Origin of the sequence: Micromonospora sp. HK10, from assembly GCF_000982955.1 — a bacterium.
GTDB lineage: Bacteria > Actinomycetota > Actinomycetes > Mycobacteriales > Micromonosporaceae > Micromonospora.
The window spans coordinates 22,018-37,658 of sequence record NZ_KQ058794.1 but is presented as its reverse complement, the minus strand read 5'-3'; the positions used below and the strand labels follow the sequence as shown (position 1 = coordinate 37,658).

Sequence of the window (15,641 nt, the reverse complement as noted above, 5' to 3'; positions counted from 1 at the left end):
TCAGCGCGGTTTGCTGATCAGCCGGTGAAGACCACCTGAAGGTCGGCACGGCGTCGCTCGGCCAGGTCGGTGAGGAGCGCCGGCGCCTCCTCCAGCGGCACCACGGCCGTGACCAGATGCTGGCGGATCTCCTCGCCGTAGCGGCGCAGCAGCTCGATGGTCTCCGCACTGAGCCGCTCCCGGTCCCAGGTGGGGGCGAGCCCGCGCGGCACCCGGCCGATCTGGGCGCAGCGCACCGCCAGGCCGTTGTGGTGGAACTCCTCACCCAGCCGGACGGCGTCCGCGCCGGACTGGTAGAAGGCCAGGTCGATCACGGTGCCCTGGGGGCGGAGCAGGCGCAGCGCCAGCTGCAGCGCCCAGTCCTGCCCGCGGCACTGGAAGACCAGGTCGGCGCCGCGGTCGCCGGCGCCGTGCGGCCACCGGGTCTTGAGCACCACGGCCGGGTCGTCCGCCGCCGGGTCGAGGGTCTCCAGACCGAGCGCCTCGGCCACCCGCCGCCGGGCCGGGGTGGGATCGAGCACCACCACCGAGGCGGCACCGTGGCGGCGGGCGAAGAGCGCGGTGAGCAGGGCGACCACGCCGGCGCCGACCACCGCCACCCGCCGGCCCCGGACGCCGTCGCCGAGCGAGCGGACCCCGCCGCCGTACAGGTCGGCGGCGGCGTGCAGCAGCCCGTTGGCGCAGATCGGCCCCAGGTGCGCGACGTAGACGCCGAGCAGCGGATCGAGATCGTCGGGCAGCGGCACGAACCGCTCGGCGAGCGGGTCGACGACGTACCCGCTGCGGTGGCCGTAGGTCATCGCGCCGACCGCGCCCACGGCGACGGCCGGGGTGCGGCTCTCCACCACCCGGCCGACCTGCATGTAGCCGAGCCGGGTCACCGGGTACGGGGTGCTCGCGGCGCCCGGCTGGAAGAGGCCAAGATCGGCGTTCCAGGTGACGTTGAGGTAGGGATTGGTGCCCTTGACGTAGCTCAGCTCGGTGCCGGCGGAGACCCCGCTGTAGAGCGTCTCCACCCGGAACGCGCCGTCGCGCAGCTCGGCCGCGTCCTGCTCGACCAGCTCGACCCGGCCCGGACCGGTGACCACCACCACCCGGTCACGCATCGACCGCCACCCCCGCCGGCTCGGTCGGCGCCGCGTCGGCCACGGCCGCGGTGAGCCGGGCGGCCGGCCCGGTGGGCAGCGCCACGGGACGGCCGGTCCGGGCCGACTCGGCCACCGCGAGGGCGAGCCGATGGGTGCGCAGCGCCTCGGCGTACGGGACCCGGACGTCGTCGCCGACGCCGCGGACCGCGTCGACGAAGGCCCGGTCGACGGCCACCCGGGCCGCCTCCGGGTCGGCGGGCAGGTGCCGCTCGCCCGCGCCGTCGCAGACGGTCAGCCCGTCCTCGGTCAGCGACAGGGCCAGCCCGTCGGCGAGGATCTCCACGCCGGCCCGGTGCTTCCAGCCGAGCACGCAGGCCGCCGCGAGGGTGCCGACGGCGCCCGAGGCGAAGCGCAGCGTCGCCGCGGTGACCGAGTCGATGTCCGCGTCCGCCACCGGCGGTGGGCTGCCGTCGCCGTACGCGGTCACCTCGGTGACCTCGCCGACCAGCAGCCGGACCAGGTCCAGCACGTGCGCGGCCTGCTCCACGACCGGCCCGCCGGAGGAGTCCCGCCGGGCCCACCAGGCCACCGGGGGCACCTTGTCCAGCCAGGCGCCGTTGACCATCCGCACCGGCCGGCCGGCCAGCAGCTGCCGGGCCTGGTCGACCACGTGCAGGTAACGCCAGTGGTGGCCGACCCCGGTACGCAGTCCCCGGCGTTCGACCAGGCCGGCGATCCGCTCGGCGGTCTCCAGGTCCACGGCGACGGGCTTCTCCACGAACATCGGCACACCGGCCGCGATCACCGCCTCCTCCACCGGGCCGTGGGCGAACGGCGGCACGCAGACGTAGACCGCGTCGACGCCGGCCGCCAGCAGCTCGTCCACGTCGGCGAAGGTGCGCCCGCCGTACGCCTCGGCGAGGGCCGCCGCCGCGTCCGGGGCGACGTCGGTCACCCCGACCAGCGCCACGTCCTCGAAGCCGGTGAGCACCCGGGCGTGGCGTTGCGCCACCCCGCCGGCCCCTACCAGTCCCACCCGGCATGCGCGCATTGCTGGCCCTCCCGCCGCTGCTGACAGACTGCCGACAGCACTCCCCTGGTGGGAGCGCCGCCAAACGCGGACGCGGCCGTAATGCAACGTTCACCGGCAGGGAACCGACGGCGCCCAGGTCGTGATCACGCTGTTCGGCATGATCCGGTTAGCGGGGCCGGCCACTGGGCAAACCAGAAGCCGCGTTTCCGCCACGAAACTGGGAGTGTGCCCGTGCGGGACAGAGAAACGATCGTCTCACCGGTGGTGGAGGCCTGGGCCACGTACCGCACCACGTCGGCGGAGGACTGGGCCGCGCGGCGGCTGCTGCGGGCCAAGGGCGACAGCCGGGTCAGCGTGGTGCTGCCGGCGCGCAACGAGGAGGCGACCGTCGGCGCGATCGTGTCGACCGTCCGCGAGCACCTGATGGACCGTGTCCCGCTGGTGGACGAGCTGATCGTGGTGGACTCCCGGTCCACCGACCGGACCGCGCAGGTGGCCCGGGCGGCCGGCGCCGAGGTCGTCGGCCAGGACGCGATGACCCGCGGGCTGCCCCGGCTGACCGGCAAGGGCGACGCGCTCTGGGCCGGGCTCGCGGCCGCCGGGGGTGACGTGGTGGCGTTCATCGACGCGGATCTGCGGGAGTTCCGGCCGCACTTCGTCACCGGGCTGCTGGGTCCGCTGCTGACCGACCCGTCGGTCGACTTCGTGAAGGGCTTCTACCACCGCCCGCTGATCGGCACGGCCGGCGTGGAGGCCGACGGCGGTGGGCGGGTGACGGAGCTGATGGCCCGGCCGCTGCTCAACCTGTTCTGGCCGGAGCTGGCCGGTTTCGTGCAGCCCCTGGCGGGTGAGTACGCCGGCCGCCGCGAGGTGCTGGAGCAGGTGCCGTTCGTCTCCGGGTACGGCGTCGAGACGGCCATGCTCATCGACCTGCTGGAGCTGGTCGGGCTGGACGCTTTGGCCCAGGTGGACCTGGGTGAGCGCAAGCACCGGCACCAGGACACCGCGGCGCTGGGCCGGATGTCGGCGCAGATCCTGCTGACCGTCTGGACCCGCCTGCAACGGCGCGGCTGGGCGGCCCCGGGCGCGGTGCCCACCGCGCTGCTCACCCAGTTCCGGCGGGGCGGCTCGGAGGCGCTGCCCCACCTGGACCGCGAGATCGTGGTCAGCGACGTCTCGATCGAGGAGCGGCCGCCGCTGGCGCAGCTGCGCCACCGGGTCCCCCGGCGGCGGGTCGCGGCGTGACCGCCGCCGAGGGAAGGAGCAGTGCCCGATGACGCTCACCGTGCTGATGAACGCCGGCCCCTGGTTGTCGGTCCCGCCCCCGGGCTACGGCGGCATCGAGAACGTCATCGCCACCCTCGTGCCGGAGCTGCGCAAGCTCGGCGTACGGGTGGTCCTCGCCTCGGTGGAGAGCAGCACGCTGCCGGTCGACGAGCGGCTCTCGGTCTTCCCGGACGGCCAGTTCCACGCCCTGCAACGCCCGTACAACCAGGTGTGCGGGATCTCCCAGGCCCACCTCAACGGGGTGGTCCGCGCGCTGCACCGCCGCGACGACATCGACCTGGTGCACGACCACGTGGAGGCGGTCGGGCTGGCCACGCTGACCGCGATGGGGCCGGACGCGCCGCCGGCGCTGCACACCCTGCACTGGGACCTGGCCAAGCACCCCGAGCTGTACGGCAACCTGGACGGCGGCGGGCGGGTCCGGGTCAACGGCGTCTCCGCCGCGCAGCTCGCCCGGGCGCCCCGGGCGCTGCGCGAGCACTCGGTGGGCCATGTGCACCTGTCCACGCCGCTCGCGGTCGACGCGGACCGCCGGCCGGCCGTGGAGAAGGGCGACCATCTGGTCGTGCTGGGCCGAATCAATCCCGGCAAGGGGCAGGACCTGGGTGCCCGGCTGGCCCGGCAGGTCGGCTTCCCGCTGGTGCTGGCCGGGCCGGTGGGTCCGTACCACCGCCCGGAGGACCTGGCGGCGGCGGGCGACGAGGCCCGGCAGAACCCGGACGTGCGGTTCTTCTACGACGAGGTCGCGCCGTGGGTGGACGGTGACCAGGTCCGCTGGGTCGGCACGGTGGCCGGCCAGGAGCGCGACGACCTGCTGGCCGGGGCCCGGGCCGCGCTGTTCCCGCTGCGTTGGGAGGAGCCGGGCGGCACGGCGGTGGTCGAGTCGCTGGCCCTGGGTACGCCGGTGGTGGCCACCGCCCGGGGCTGCCTGCCCGAGCTGATCAGCCACGGCCGCACCGGGCTGCTCGCCGGTGCCGAGGAGGAGCTGGGCGACCTGGTGCTGGCCGCCGGTCTGCTCGATCCGGACGAGTGCCGCCGGGAGGCCGCGGCCCGGTTCACCCCGGAGCTGATGGCGCAGCGGTACGTGGCCCTGTACGAGCAGGTCCGGCAGGCCGCCACCCGCCCGCTGCTGCCCGCCTGAGCGGTCCGCGACCGGGGCGGTGTCCGGCCGGGACGCGCGACGCGGCTCAGTGGGCCTCGCGCCCGCCGGCTGGCGGCTCAGCGGGCCTCGCGCCCGCCGGCTGGCGGCTCCGCGACGCGGCCGGGGCATCCCCTCGGCGGGCGCGACCTGGACCGCGGCCAGCGCTGCGGCGCGCGGGTTTGCCCACGGTTGTACCGGGAACCCGCGCGCGGTCCGGGGCAGCTGAGGAGGCCGGCATGACGAACGCGATGGCGCACTCGCGAGGGCGACGCAACCCGGCCGACGGCCGGGCACCGGTGCGCCGGGCCGCGGCGACGGTCGGCGTGCTCTTCCTGATCATCGGGGTGCTGGGTTTCATTCCCGGCATCACCAGCAACTTCGGCGACCTGGCCTGGGCCGGGCACGATTCCGACGCCAAGCTGCTCGGGCTCTTCCAGGTCTCCGTGCTGCACAACGTCGTGCACCTGGCGTTCGGCGTGGCCGGCCTGCTGCTGGCCCGGACGATCTCCGGTTCGCGCGCCTATCTCATCGGTGGCGGCGCGATCTACCTGGTGCTCTGGCTCTACGGCGTGGTGATCGACCACGAGAGCGGGGCGAACTTCATCCCGCTCAACGGCGCCGACGACTGGCTGCACTTCTTCCTCGGGGTCGGCATGATCGCCCTCGGGCTGCTCACCACCCGCGGCCCGAATCGTCGCTGACCGGGCTCCGAGCGCCGGCGGGTCCGGTTTCGCCCGGCCGGGACGGGGTACCTTGCAAGTCCCGCCGATGAGATCGAAACGAGGGCCCCCGATGTCGACCCGGATCAGCTACGAGGTCCGCGACGAGTCGCCGGTCACCGTGGTCCGGCTGGCCGGCGAGCTCGATCTGTCCACCATGCGGTCGGTGCACGCCGTGCTGGACGGGTGCCTGACCGCGCAGCCCGACGCGCTCGTGGTGGACCTGGGGCGGCTCGATGTCGCCGACCCGCTGGCGCTCTCGGTGTTCGCGGCGGCGGCCCGCCGGGCGGCCGACTGGCCGGCGGTGCCGATGGTGCTCTGCGCCCCGCCGCCGGCGGCCGCCGCCTGGCTCGCCGAGAGCACCACGTGCCGGGTGGTGCCGGTCCGGCCGGACTGCGCCGAGGCGACCGCCCTGGCCGGCGCCGGGGTGGTCCCCCGGCTGCGAGCCCGCCTCGACCCGGTCGCCGACGCCTGCCGCCGCGCCCGGGAGCTGGTCACCGACGCCTGCACCCGGTGGAACATCCCGGAGCTGGCCGGCCCGGCCGCGCTGGTGCTCACCGAGCTGGTCGGCAACGCGGTACGGCACGCGGGCACCCCGATGCACGTGACGCTGACCCTGCGCAAGCCGTACCTGCGGGTCGCCGTGATGGACGGCAGCCCGGCCGCCGCGCGGGCGGTGGCCGACCACAACCCGCGCGCCGAGGGTGGCCGGGGATTGCTGCTGGTCCGCGAGCTGACCCAGCGTTGGGGCACGGTGCCCGCCGGCACCGGCAAGGTGGTCTGGGCGATGCTACCGGCGAACTGACCGAATTTTCCGCTCTCGCCTGGTTTTATGGGTAGCGGGTCGGGTACGCGCGCCCGTCCTTTCTGCCGTCACGACGGGGTGAGAAGCCAATGCCCAAGCGGGTAGTCACGGAGCCGGCACGAGACCGGGGGCCGGCGATCCTCGCGCCGGCCCGGTTCGGGGGTTACCCCGGTCCGGTACGGGAGGCGGTCAAGGGCAGCACCCTGTGGCGGCTGCTGCGCACGACCGACGCGAAGCTGATCGGCCTGCTCTACCTGGCGACCTCCTTCTTCTACTTCGTCGTGGGCGGCATCATGGCGATGCTGCTGCGGGGGGAGCTGGCCCGGCCCGGGATGCAGTTCCTCTCCCCCGAGCAGTACAACCAGCTGTTCACCATGCACGGCACCGTGATGCTGCTGCTGTTCGCGACGCCCATGGTGTTCGGCTTCGGCAACTACATCGTGCCGTTGCAGATCGGCGCGCCGGACGTGGCCTTCCCGCGGCTCAACGCGTTCGCCTACTGGCTGTACTTCTTCGGCGCGCTGATCGCCATGGCCGGCTTCTTCACCCCGCAGGGCGCCGCGGACTTCGGCTGGACCGCGTACACCCCGCTGAGCACCGCCCAGCACAGCCCGGGCGTGGGCGGCAACATGTGGGTGGTGGGCCTGGCCGTCTCCGGCCTGGGCACCATCCTCGGCGCGGTCAACCTGATCACCACCATCCTGACCCTGCGCGCGCCGGGCATGACCATGTTCCGGATGCCGATCTTCACCTGGAACCTGCTGCTCACCAGCGTGCTGGTGATCTTCGTCTTCCCGCTGCTGGCCGCCGCGCTCTTCGCCCTCGCCTCGGACCGGATCCTGCACTCGCACGTCTACGACCCGACCACCGGCGGGCCGATGCTGTGGCAGCACCTGTTCTGGTTCTTCGGGCATCCCGAGGTCTACATCATCGCGCTGCCGTTCTTCGGCATCATCACCGAGATCATCCCGGTCTTCTCCCGGAAGCCGATCTTCGGCTACACCGGTCTGGTGCTCGCCACCATCGCGATCACCGTGCTGTCGATGAGCGTCTGGGCGCACCACATGTTCGCCACCGGCCAGGTGCTGCTGCCCTTCTTCAGCATCCTCAGCTACCTGATCGCCGTACCGACCGGGGTGAAGTTCTTCAACTGGATCGGCACCATGTGGAAGGGGCAGATCACCTTCGAGACGCCGATGCTCTTCGCCGTCGGCTTCCTGGTGACCTTCCTGCTCGGTGGCCTCACCGGGGTGCTGCTGGCCAGCCCGCCGGCCGACTTCCACGTCACCGACTCGTACTTCGTGGTGGCGCACTTCCACTACGTGCTCTTCGGCACGATCGTCTTCGCCGCCTTCGGCGGCATCTACTTCTGGTTCCCGAAGATGACCGGCCGGCTGCTCGACGAGCGGCTCGGCAAAATCCACTTCTGGACCATGTTCATCGGCTTCCACGCCACCTTCCTGGTGCAGCACTGGCTGGGCAACGAGGGCATGCCCCGCCGGTACGCCGACTACCTGCCCGGCGACGGCTTCACCACGTTGAACGAGATCTCCACGCTCGGCTCGTTCGTGCTCGGCGCGTCCACCCTGTTCTTCATCTACAACCTCTGGAAGTCGTGGCGGTACGGCGCGCAGGTGACCGTGGACGACCCATGGGGCTTCGGCAACTCCCTGGAGTGGGCGACCACCTGCCCGCCCCCGCTGCGCAACTTCGACCGGATGCCGCGGATCCGCTCCGAGCGCCCGGCGTTCGACGCCAAGTACGGCCCCCTGGTCAGCGACCTCGGCCGGGACCTGCCACAACGGACGACCAAGCCGCCCCAGCACCTGGCGGAGGAGCTGCGCCACGTGCCGAAGGCGAAGGAGTCGCCGGCGGCCGAGGGCGCGCACGGCGCGCGCGAGGCCGCGGAGTACACGCCCGCGCCGCAGTCCGGCGCCCGGCCGGTCGAGGTGCCGGAGCCGGAGGAGGTGCTGCGGCCGAGCTTCGACGACGCCGACGAACCGGAGCAGACCCAGCTGGGCCCGCAGCGCAGCGAGCCCGGGAACCCCCGGTGGCAACACCCCCGCGGGCACGGCGACGGCACGGAGAACTGACCGGACGGCCTCGGCAGGGCCGGTGCCCGAGGGCGCCGGGCCCGCCGCGAAAGGGCCGGCGCCTTCGGGCGCCGGCCCTTTCCCGTTCGTCATCAGCCGGGCCGGCACCCTGCCGCCGGCGGCCGTCCGCCGTGGACTCAGTCGGCGGTGGGCGGCAGCCCGGCCGCGGCCAGCGAGCGGCGTACCGCGGGCTGCACCCGGGTGAGCCGCAGCGGCACACCGGTCCGGGCGGCCGCGTCCCGGCCGGCCATCAGCGCGGCGATCCCGCCGGCATCGAAGCCACCGGCCCCGACCAGGTCGACGACCACCTCGCGGGGCTGCCCGGTCACCGCCTCCAGCATCGCCTTGCGCAACTGGTCCGCGCCGTCCCGGTCGACCTCTCCCCCGACCTCGACCACCACCCGGTCACCGTTCTGCTTGACCGAGATCCTCGACTTGGCCGGCTCGGTCTCGGCCGCACCGTTCTGCCAGGGCGGCGGCGCGTCGGCGAGCATCGCCTGGCGCAGCCAGGTGAGCGCCCGGGACAGCAGCCGGGACACGTGCATCTGGGAGATGCCGAACCGGGCCGCGATCTCCGCCTGGGTCTGGTTGCCGTAGAAGCGCATCGCCAGGATCCGCCGCTCCCGCCAGGGCAGCCGGTGCAGCAGGCCGGCGACGGTCACCCGGTCGTCGACCGACTCCAGCGCGTTGTCCGACTCCCCCACCAGGTCACCGAACTCGGCCGAGCTCTCCCCGCCGACGGGCGCGTTCAGCGAGGCCGGGCTGTAGCCGGCCGCCGACTCCAGCGCCGCGAGGATCTCCTCCTCCGGCGTCTCCAGCCGCTCGGCCAGCTCGGCGACCGTGGGCGCCCGGGACAGCTCGCTGGTCAGCGCCGCGGTGGCCTGGCCGACCTCGAGGATCAGGTCGCGCAGCCGGCGGGGCACGTGCACGCCCCAGGTGCGGTCCCGGAAGTGCCGTTTGATCTCGCCGACGATGGTGATCGCCGCGTACGCGGTGAAGGAGCCCCGTTCCGGGTCGTACCGGTCGACGGCGTTGACCAGACCGAGGCGGGCCACCTGCTCCAGGTCCTCCAGCGGTTCCCCGCGACCCCGGTAGCGCCGGGCCAGCCGGCCGGCGAACGGAAGCGCGAACCGGACCAGGTCGTCGCGGGCCTCCTGGCGCCGCTCGGGCGGCAGCCCTTCGATCCGTGCCGCGTACGCCAGAGCCGCCGCGTCGAGGTCCTCCAGGCCCCGCTCGGTGGGTGGTGGTGTGGGTGTGGTGGTGGTCTGTCCGAACATCCGCGCCTCCCTCAGGAAGGTCCCCCGCCCGGATTGGGAAGACCGGTCGTGCGCGTGGTCGGGCCACGCACCGGGCCGGAAGTGGGTTACGTGACGGAACGCCAGGAACGGGCGGCGGCTCGCCACCCGGCATCGTGCGCCGTTCGCAGCGAGCGGTGTTCCCGCTCCGTAGGTACTCAATCACGGTCCGCAGGATCGCGAGGATGTTTCGCGGGGGTTGGTGGCGGGACCGTTCAGGAGACGAGCAGTCCCTGGGCGGCGCCCGCCTCGCGCAGCGCCGCGAGCGCCTCGGTCATCGCCAGCGGCGGCGCCACCGGCAGGTCGTACGGCTGGTTGCGCAACACCTCCGTGGCACGCCGGGTCGGTACGGTGGCGACCGGGTAGCCGCGCGCCGCGCCCCGGTCGAGCGCCCGGCGCCGCCGGCCGAAGCCGGCCACGGCGAGCCACTGCGGCAGCCCGGCCAGCGCCGGCGAGCGCACCCCGGGCGGCTCGGGCAGCACGTCCACGGAGCTGAACGGCTCGCTGCCGGCCAGCCAGTACTCCACCCCGTCCACCCGGCGCCGGGTCGCGTTCTCGCACCAGTAGGGCACCAGGCCGGCCCGGATCACCTGCCACGGGTCGAGCAGCCGTCCGCACTCCACCACCAGGCGGTCACCGGTCTTGCCGGCCCGGCGCAGCCACTGCCGGTACAGGTCGGCGGTGGCCGCGCTGAGCGCGTCCGGCTGCGGGGCGAGCACCCGGTGCACCGGATGCCCGTGCCGGCCGGCCCAGGAGTCCAGGCCGTGGGCGAAACCGGACTCGACGCCGTGCTCGGCGAAGGACTGCGGCGAGGTGACCTCCGGCGGCTCCCAGCGCGCGCCGTCGCCGCCGGCCGAGCGGAGCACCTGCCGCAGCGCGTGCGCGTCGGGGTGGAAGTCGACCGGGTCGAGGCCGCTGGCCGGGGAGCCCAGCTGGAAGCTGTGGCCGTTCCCCTCGTCCCGCACCGGCCAGGTGCGGGCGTCGTCCAGCAGCAGCACCGGGGCGCCGGGCTCCAGCCGGTCGGCGAGGAACCGGGCGTACGCGCCGGGCAGCGACCGCCAGCGCACCGCGAGGGTCACCGTGGCGCCGGCCGCCGCGCCCCGGCTGGCCGGGCAGTGCACCTGGCGTACGTGCACGTCGGGGTTCCCGGCGAGCAGCCGGCCGGCCAGCGCGGCGCCGTGGTCCAGCGCGGCCCGGGGCCGGTCGACCGTGCCGCCGGACCAGGACACCGTCGTCTCGAAGGTGGCCGGCAGCCAGGGCACGCCGAGCGCCACGGCGAGGTGGGTGGCCGCGCCGTGCGGGGCGCCCAGCACCGCGCCCGGCCACCGCCGGGCCGGGTACTGCTCGGCGACCCAGCCGGCGACCCGCTCGGCGTCCACCTCGGCGATCTGGGCCGGGGCCAGCGCGAGCCGGCCGGCGGCCCGCGCGGCGGCGGCCCGGCGGACCGGTTCGGGAGCGCCGGAGAAGCGGGCGAACCCGGCGGTGGGACCGAGGTCGGCGCAGTCGTCGCCGCGCAGGCCGCGCACGGTCGCGCCGAGCAGGATCCGGGCCGTGCTGCCGGCGGCCAGCACCCGGTCGGCGGCCAGACCGGCACCGCCGGTCGACCGTCCCAGGGGTCCCTTGGGCACCGACCCCACCGTGCCTCGTTCGCTCACCACGCGCCCCGACTTCCCGTCCCTATGTGGTCTAAACGGGCATCCCCCCACGGGCCGGACCAATCCCCGGGTGTCCGTCGGCGAGGCCCTGACCTCGCACGAGACCCAGCCACGTCGTGTCGCCGTGCCGGGCCGTCCAGGGACGCAACGGGAGGGCCCGGCCGGGTTTCGGCGGTACCGGTACGGGCACTTCAGCGCGCATGCCCGACGACGAGATCAGCCCGGCGGCGACGATCACCCCGTATCAGGACGGTCCGTTGCTGGTGCGCGGCGACTTCGCGCTGCTCACTCCCGACGGCGAGGCCATCGAGACGCGCCGGGGCACGATCGCGCTGTGCCGCTGCGGCCGGTCGGCCCGCAAGCCGTTCTGCGACGGCACCCACAAGGCCGTCGACTTCCGCGCCGGCACCGGCCGGGACAGCTGAGCCGGGCGGCTCAGGCGGCGACCGGCTCCGTGACGGCCGACGCGCGCAGCGAGGACCGCCCGGCCGCCCAGGCATCCAGCAGGTGGGCGGCGAAGCGGCGGTCGACGGCGAGCGCCGCGGCGGCGCCGAACAGGACGTCACCGGCCAGCGCCGGCTCCGCGCGGACCAGGCCACCGCAGAGGTCGTACGCGGCGATCTGCTCGTGCACCGCGTCGGCCTCGACGTGCTCGTCGTAGAAGCGGGTGGCCGTCTCGTCCAGCCCGAGCCGGCGCAGCCCGTTGCCGTAGCGGCGGTTCGGCAGCGAGGAGGTCATCTCGAAGGCGGCCAGGTGCCCGAGGAGCGCGCCGCGCAGCCGCCGGTGCAGGCCGAACAGCGACATCAGGTTGTTGGTCGCCAGGGTCACCGCCGGCACCCGGTCCAGGTGGGCGCCGTACCCGGTGTCCAGACCGAGGCTCGCCATGGTGGTCCGGAACAACTCGGCGTGCATCCGGTCCAGCCGGCCGTTGCCGTACTCGTCCATCTGGATCTCGACCAGGGCGGCTTTGGCCGGGCCGCCGAGGCGGGGCAGCGCCCAACTGTGCGGATCCGCCTCCCGCAGGTGATAGACCGAGCGGTGCACGACGAACTCGCGGAACTGGTCGAGACCCGCCCGGCGCTGGAGCGCGCCGGCCAGCGCCGGCCCGTCGTCGGCGGCCACCAGCTCGACGAGCGCCGCCGGCACCGCCCCGGGCAGCGGCGCCGGCGGCGCACCGGCCACCTGGCGCAGCGCCACCTCGAACGGGCGCTCGGCGCGGGCCCGCACCGCCAGCAGGGCGGGCTGCCACTCCCACGCCTCGTCGACCTCCTGCCAGCCCCGGTAGTGCAGCTCGTAGCAGAGGAAGAGGGTGAGCTGGAGGTCCTCGTCCCCGATCGGGTCGACCACCGACGCGAACCCGGCACCGAGGCCGGCCGGCAGGTCGTGCGGCGCCTGCCGCAGCGCGGCGAGCAGCGCCGCCGACACCGGGCCACGCGGCGCGGGCAGCGGCGCGGGGCCGAACCGACGATCGGCGGCTGCGGACATCTGACCTCCTGGAACGGTGGGTGCGGACCTCATGCCCGGCGCCGCCCCGGCTAAACGAGGTCGTCCGCCTCCACGGTCATCTGGGTCTCCAGCACCCGCTCCCGCACCCGGCGGGCGGCGTCGCCGTCGGCGAAGAGGCCGCGCAGGTCGGCCAGGGCCGGCTCGGGCGGATCCAACGCCACCGCCGGGTCGACCACCGCCTCCAGCACGCTCGGCCGGTCCGCCGCCAGCACCTCGTCCCAGGCCGGGCCGACCAGTTCGGGGCGGTCCACCCGGACCCCGTGCAGGCCGAGCAGCCGGGCCCAGCCGGCGTACGGCACGTCGGGGCGCCGGGCCGCCGGGCCGGTCTGCCGCCCGCCGCCCGTCCCCGACTGGTCCCGGTTGTTCAGCACCAGCACCACCAGGCGCGGGTCCCGCCACTCGGGCCAGTGGTGCGCCACCGTGATCAGTTCGGCCAGCCCGTTGAGTTGCATCGCCCCGTCGCCGAGCAGCGCCATCACCGGCTCGTCCGGGCGGGCCAGCTTCGCCGCCACCGCGTACGGCAGGGCGCAGCCCATCGAGCCCAGCGTGCCGCAGAGCTGCGCGCGGACGCCGGGCGGCAGTTGCAGGTGCCGGGCATACCAGTAGATGACCGAGCCGACGTCGACGGCGAGCGCGGCCCGCTCCGGCATCCGGGCGGAGAGTTCCCGCAGCACCAGCTGCGGGTTGACCGGGTCGGCCGGGGCGGCGGCCCGCTCGGCGGCGGCCTCCCGCCACCGGTCCACCGCGCCCTCCACCACGCCCCGCCACTGCTGCTGGGGCCGTTCACGCACCCGGGCCAGCAGGGCCCGCAGGGTCTCGGCGGCGTCGCCCACCAGCGCGACGTCCACCGGGTAACGGGTGCCGATGCGCCGGCCGTCGATGTCGATCTGGATGGTCCGGACCTGGCCCGGCAGCGGGTACCAGTCGGTCCACGGGTCGGTCGTGCCGACCAGCAGCAGGGTGTCGCAGCCCCCCATCAGCTGGGCGGCGGCCGTCGTGCCGACCTCGCCGAGCACGCCGGCGTGGAACGGCAGCCGCTCGTCCAGCACCGGCTTGCCCAGCAGCGAGGTGGCCACCCCGGCGCCGAGCCGGTCGGCCAGCTCGACGATCTCGTCCGCGGCGTGCTGCGCGCCCTGACCGACCAGGATCGCCACCCGCTGGCCGGTGATCAGCAGCGAGGCCGCGGCGTCCAGGTCACCGTCGTGCGGCAGCACCCGGGCCAACGGCTCACCGGGCGTTGCCGAAACCACGCCGACGGTCTGCGGCAGCGGATCCGGCACCGCCGCCAGCTGCAACGCGTGCGGCAGCACCACGCAGGTCGGGCTGCGGGTCGCGGCCGCCGTCCGGAACGCCTGGTCGAGCAGGCCCGGCACCTGCTCGGGAGTACGCCCGTACCGGACGAACTGGTGGCACACGTCGCCGAAGAGCCGGCTCAGCCCGATCTCCTCGTGTGCGCCGCCGAGCGGCCCGGTGACGTCCTCGCCGACGATCGCCACCACCGGCTTGCTGTCCAGCTTCGCGTCGTAGAGGCCGTTGAGCAGGTGCACCGCGCTCGGCCCCTGGGTCGCCAGGCAGACCCCGATCTCGCCGGTGAACTTCGCGTGCCCGGTGGCCATGAACGCCGCGGTCTCCTCGTGCCGGGCCGGCACGAACTCCGGGTCGCCGCCGGCCGCGTCGAGCGCGGCCACCAGCGGGGCGATCGCGGCACCCGGGTAGCCGAACGCGCGCGGCACGTGCCAGGCGCGCAGCCGCTCGACGACCAGGTCCGCCACCGTACGATCAGCCATTGCCCCGCCCCGGGGTGCTGGCGTCGACGTAGCGCAGCACCGCGCCGACCCCGTCGGTGAGTTCCGGCGCCTCCTCCGGCGCCAGCACGGTCAGCTCGGCGTCGGTGCCGACCAGCGCACGCAGCAGCGCCGCGTCGGCGCGTACCTTCTGCGGGTCGCGCACCGACATGTCCCGCAGCTGGGCCGGGTCGGTGGCGATCTCGGTCGGGTCGGGACCGACCCAGAGTTCGCCGTCGGCCGACGGGTCGTCGACGATCAGCATCGTGTCCACCTGGTTGCGTTGCAGCGCGGAGACCACCGCGGCCAGGCCGGCGCCGACGTCCTCCTGCGTGCCGAACCGGTCCAGCGCGGCGGCGATCCGCTGGTCGGCGACCTCCGCGATGGTCTGCACGGTGAGGTCGTCCACCATGGTGTCGTCGGCGCCGGCGTTGCGGGCCCCGGCGTCGGTGCGGACCAGCAGGTCCTGCCAGCGCTCCGGCAGTTGGGCGGCGATCATGCCGGTGGCCCGGATGTCGCCGGCCACCACCACCACGTCCGCGCCGACCCGGTCGGCCAGCTCGGCGGTGGCCGCCGCGGCGTCGCCGGCGTTGTGGTGCCAGGCCTCCATGGCGGCGCGCTGGTAGCGCGACTGGGACCAGCCGCCCGGCTGCACCCGGCGCAGTTGCCAGCTCTCCCGCCCCTGCACGGTGGCCCGCCGGGGCACCCCGCCGGCGCTGACCGCCACCGCGTCCGCCCCGGTGCGGTCGGCCAGCACCCGCACCCAGGCGATCTGCTCGCCCCGCTGGGCGACCAGCGGCATGGTGTGCGGCAGCGCGGACCAGGAGGCCAGGTCACGCAGGGGCGGCGCGGAGAGGTACTCGGTCAGCACCACCCGCCCGCGGGTGGCGAACACGGCGATGCCGTAGTCGCCGGGCATCGGCTGGTGCCGACGGACGACCTCCTCGACCGCCTCGACGGTCACCTGGTCGGCGCCCTGCTCCAACAGGTCCCCCTTGAGGGCCCGCCAGCGCAGGTCCACCTGCGGGCGCGAGTCGTGGGTGTCCCGGGAGGCGTCCATGTACACCGAGCACCACGGCCCGGGACGGTCGTAGAGCGGGCGCAGGAAGGACAGCTGCATGCTCGACCCCTTTCCAGCTCGGCCGCTCGCATACCCGCGCCGTCCGGGATGTCACCTGACCGGCCGAGGCGTGACCGGCGTTCATTCACGTCGTTCAACCCGGAGGATCGATACC

13 protein-coding genes are annotated in these 15,641 nt (G+C 74.7%); 6 read left to right on the top strand and 7 right to left on the bottom strand.

Annotated elements, in window-relative coordinates; translation table 11 throughout:
- Nucleotides 1-17 precede the first annotated feature (17 nt).
- Together LQ51_RS11800 and LQ51_RS11795 are read right to left on the bottom strand one after the other, a co-directional pair.
- Nucleotides 18-1,106 (bottom strand): zinc-binding dehydrogenase, encoded by a 1,089-nt coding sequence (locus LQ51_RS11800; RefSeq protein ID WP_046565073.1) that lies wholly within the window; start codon nucleotides 1,104-1,106, stop codon nucleotides 18-20.
- Nucleotides 1,099-2,139: a Gfo/Idh/MocA family protein gene (locus LQ51_RS11795; RefSeq protein WP_046565072.1), complete on the bottom strand. Its 1,041-nt coding sequence runs from the start codon at nucleotides 2,137-2,139 to the stop codon at nucleotides 1,099-1,101. The genes LQ51_RS11800 and LQ51_RS11795 overlap by 8 nt, the downstream gene beginning before the upstream one ends.
- Before the next feature lie 246 nt (nucleotides 2,140-2,385).
- On the opposite strand from LQ51_RS11795, the gene LQ51_RS11790 reads away from it, so the two are divergent.
- The 5 genes from LQ51_RS11790 (at nucleotide 2,386) to ctaD (ending at nucleotide 8,166) form a co-directional block, all read left to right on the top strand.
- On the top strand, nucleotides 2,386-3,366 hold the full coding sequence (locus tag LQ51_RS11790) for a glucosyl-3-phosphoglycerate synthase (RefSeq protein ID WP_231605709.1): 981 nt from the start codon (nucleotides 2,386-2,388) through the stop codon (nucleotides 3,364-3,366).
- A gap of 28 nt (nucleotides 3,367-3,394) precedes the next feature.
- A complete protein-coding gene (locus LQ51_RS11785; RefSeq protein WP_046565068.1) occupies nucleotides 3,395-4,549 on the top strand; it encodes a glycosyltransferase in 1,155 nt (384 codons plus the stop codon).
- 236 nt (nucleotides 4,550-4,785) lie between these two features.
- A complete protein-coding gene (locus LQ51_RS11780) occupies nucleotides 4,786-5,250 on the top strand; it encodes a DUF4383 domain-containing protein (RefSeq protein WP_082159376.1) in 465 nt (154 codons plus the stop codon).
- 91 nt (nucleotides 5,251-5,341) lie between these two features.
- Nucleotides 5,342-6,073 carry an ATP-binding protein gene (locus tag LQ51_RS11775; RefSeq protein WP_046565066.1) on the top strand — a complete coding sequence of 244 codons (732 nt, stop codon included), beginning with the start codon at nucleotides 5,342-5,344 and terminating at the stop codon, nucleotides 6,071-6,073.
- 89 nt (nucleotides 6,074-6,162) lie between these two features.
- On the top strand, nucleotides 6,163-8,166 hold the full coding sequence (ctaD, locus tag LQ51_RS11770) for an aa3-type cytochrome oxidase subunit I (protein WP_046565064.1): 2,004 nt from the start codon (nucleotides 6,163-6,165) through the stop codon (nucleotides 8,164-8,166).
- Between the two features lie 137 nt (nucleotides 8,167-8,303).
- Here the strand turns inward: ctaD and LQ51_RS11765 are convergent, their stop codons facing one another.
- Entirely contained in the window at nucleotides 8,304-9,443 is a 1,140-nt protein-coding gene (locus LQ51_RS11765; RefSeq protein WP_046565062.1) for a SigB/SigF/SigG family RNA polymerase sigma factor, read from the bottom strand.
- Between the two features lie 233 nt (nucleotides 9,444-9,676).
- Nucleotides 9,677-11,089, bottom strand: coding sequence for a hypothetical protein (locus tag LQ51_RS11760; protein WP_156313049.1), 1,413 nt, complete (start codon nucleotides 11,087-11,089; stop codon nucleotides 9,677-9,679).
- Between the two features lie 227 nt (nucleotides 11,090-11,316).
- Here LQ51_RS11760 and LQ51_RS11755 point away from each other — a divergent pair, with 227 nt between their 5' ends.
- A complete protein-coding gene (locus LQ51_RS11755) occupies nucleotides 11,317-11,541 on the top strand; it encodes a CDGSH iron-sulfur domain-containing protein (RefSeq protein ID WP_046565061.1) in 225 nt (74 codons plus the stop codon).
- Between the two features lie 10 nt (nucleotides 11,542-11,551).
- Here LQ51_RS11755 and LQ51_RS11750 read toward each other — a convergent pair whose 3' ends face one another.
- Genes LQ51_RS11750 through LQ51_RS11740 form a run of 3 tightly spaced genes read right to left on the bottom strand, consistent with a single transcriptional unit; the run spans nucleotide 11,552 to nucleotide 15,526 of the window.
- Complete coding sequence (locus tag LQ51_RS11750) at nucleotides 11,552-12,601, bottom strand: iron-containing redox enzyme family protein (RefSeq protein ID WP_046565059.1); 1,050 nt, start codon at nucleotides 12,599-12,601, stop codon at nucleotides 11,552-11,554.
- Between the two features lie 50 nt (nucleotides 12,602-12,651).
- Nucleotides 12,652-14,409, bottom strand: a complete 1,758-nt coding sequence (locus LQ51_RS11745) for a thiamine pyrophosphate-binding protein (protein WP_046565057.1) — start codon at nucleotides 14,407-14,409, stop codon at nucleotides 12,652-12,654.
- The gene (locus LQ51_RS11740) at nucleotides 14,402-15,526 is read right to left on the bottom strand and encodes a baeRF2 domain-containing protein (protein ID WP_046565056.1); all 1,125 of its coding nucleotides are present in this window, start codon (nucleotides 15,524-15,526) and stop codon (nucleotides 14,402-14,404) included. Before LQ51_RS11740 ends, LQ51_RS11745 begins: the two co-directional genes overlap by 8 nt.
- Between the last annotated feature and the right edge of the window lie 115 nt (nucleotides 15,527-15,641).

Bases quoted from the DNA above. Each gene is read 5' to 3' on its own strand.
- LQ51_RS11800 (WP_046565073.1), bottom strand. From the start codon at position 1,106: ATGCGTGACCGGGTGGTGGTGGTCACCGGTCCGGGCCGGGTCGAGCTG.
- LQ51_RS11795 (WP_046565072.1), bottom strand. From the start codon at position 2,139: ATGCGCGCATGCCGGGTGGGACTGGTAGGGGCCGGCGGGGTGGCGCAA.
- LQ51_RS11785 (WP_046565068.1), top strand. From the start codon at position 3,395: ATGACGCTCACCGTGCTGATGAACGCCGGCCCCTGGTTGTCGGTCCCG.
- LQ51_RS11780 (WP_082159376.1), top strand. From the start codon at position 4,786: ATGACGAACGCGATGGCGCACTCGCGAGGGCGACGCAACCCGGCCGAC.
- LQ51_RS11775 (WP_046565066.1), top strand. From the start codon at position 5,342: ATGTCGACCCGGATCAGCTACGAGGTCCGCGACGAGTCGCCGGTCACC.
- ctaD (WP_046565064.1), top strand. From the start codon at position 6,163: ATGCCCAAGCGGGTAGTCACGGAGCCGGCACGAGACCGGGGGCCGGCG.
- LQ51_RS11765 (WP_046565062.1), bottom strand. From the start codon at position 9,443: ATGTTCGGACAGACCACCACCACACCCACACCACCACCCACCGAGCGG.
- LQ51_RS11755 (WP_046565061.1), top strand. From the start codon at position 11,317: ATGCCCGACGACGAGATCAGCCCGGCGGCGACGATCACCCCGTATCAG.
- LQ51_RS11750 (WP_046565059.1), bottom strand. From the start codon at position 12,601: ATGTCCGCAGCCGCCGATCGTCGGTTCGGCCCCGCGCCGCTGCCCGCG.
- LQ51_RS11745 (WP_046565057.1), bottom strand. From the start codon at position 14,409: ATGGCTGATCGTACGGTGGCGGACCTGGTCGTCGAGCGGCTGCGCGCC.
- LQ51_RS11740 (WP_046565056.1), bottom strand. From the start codon at position 15,526: ATGCAGCTGTCCTTCCTGCGCCCGCTCTACGACCGTCCCGGGCCGTGG.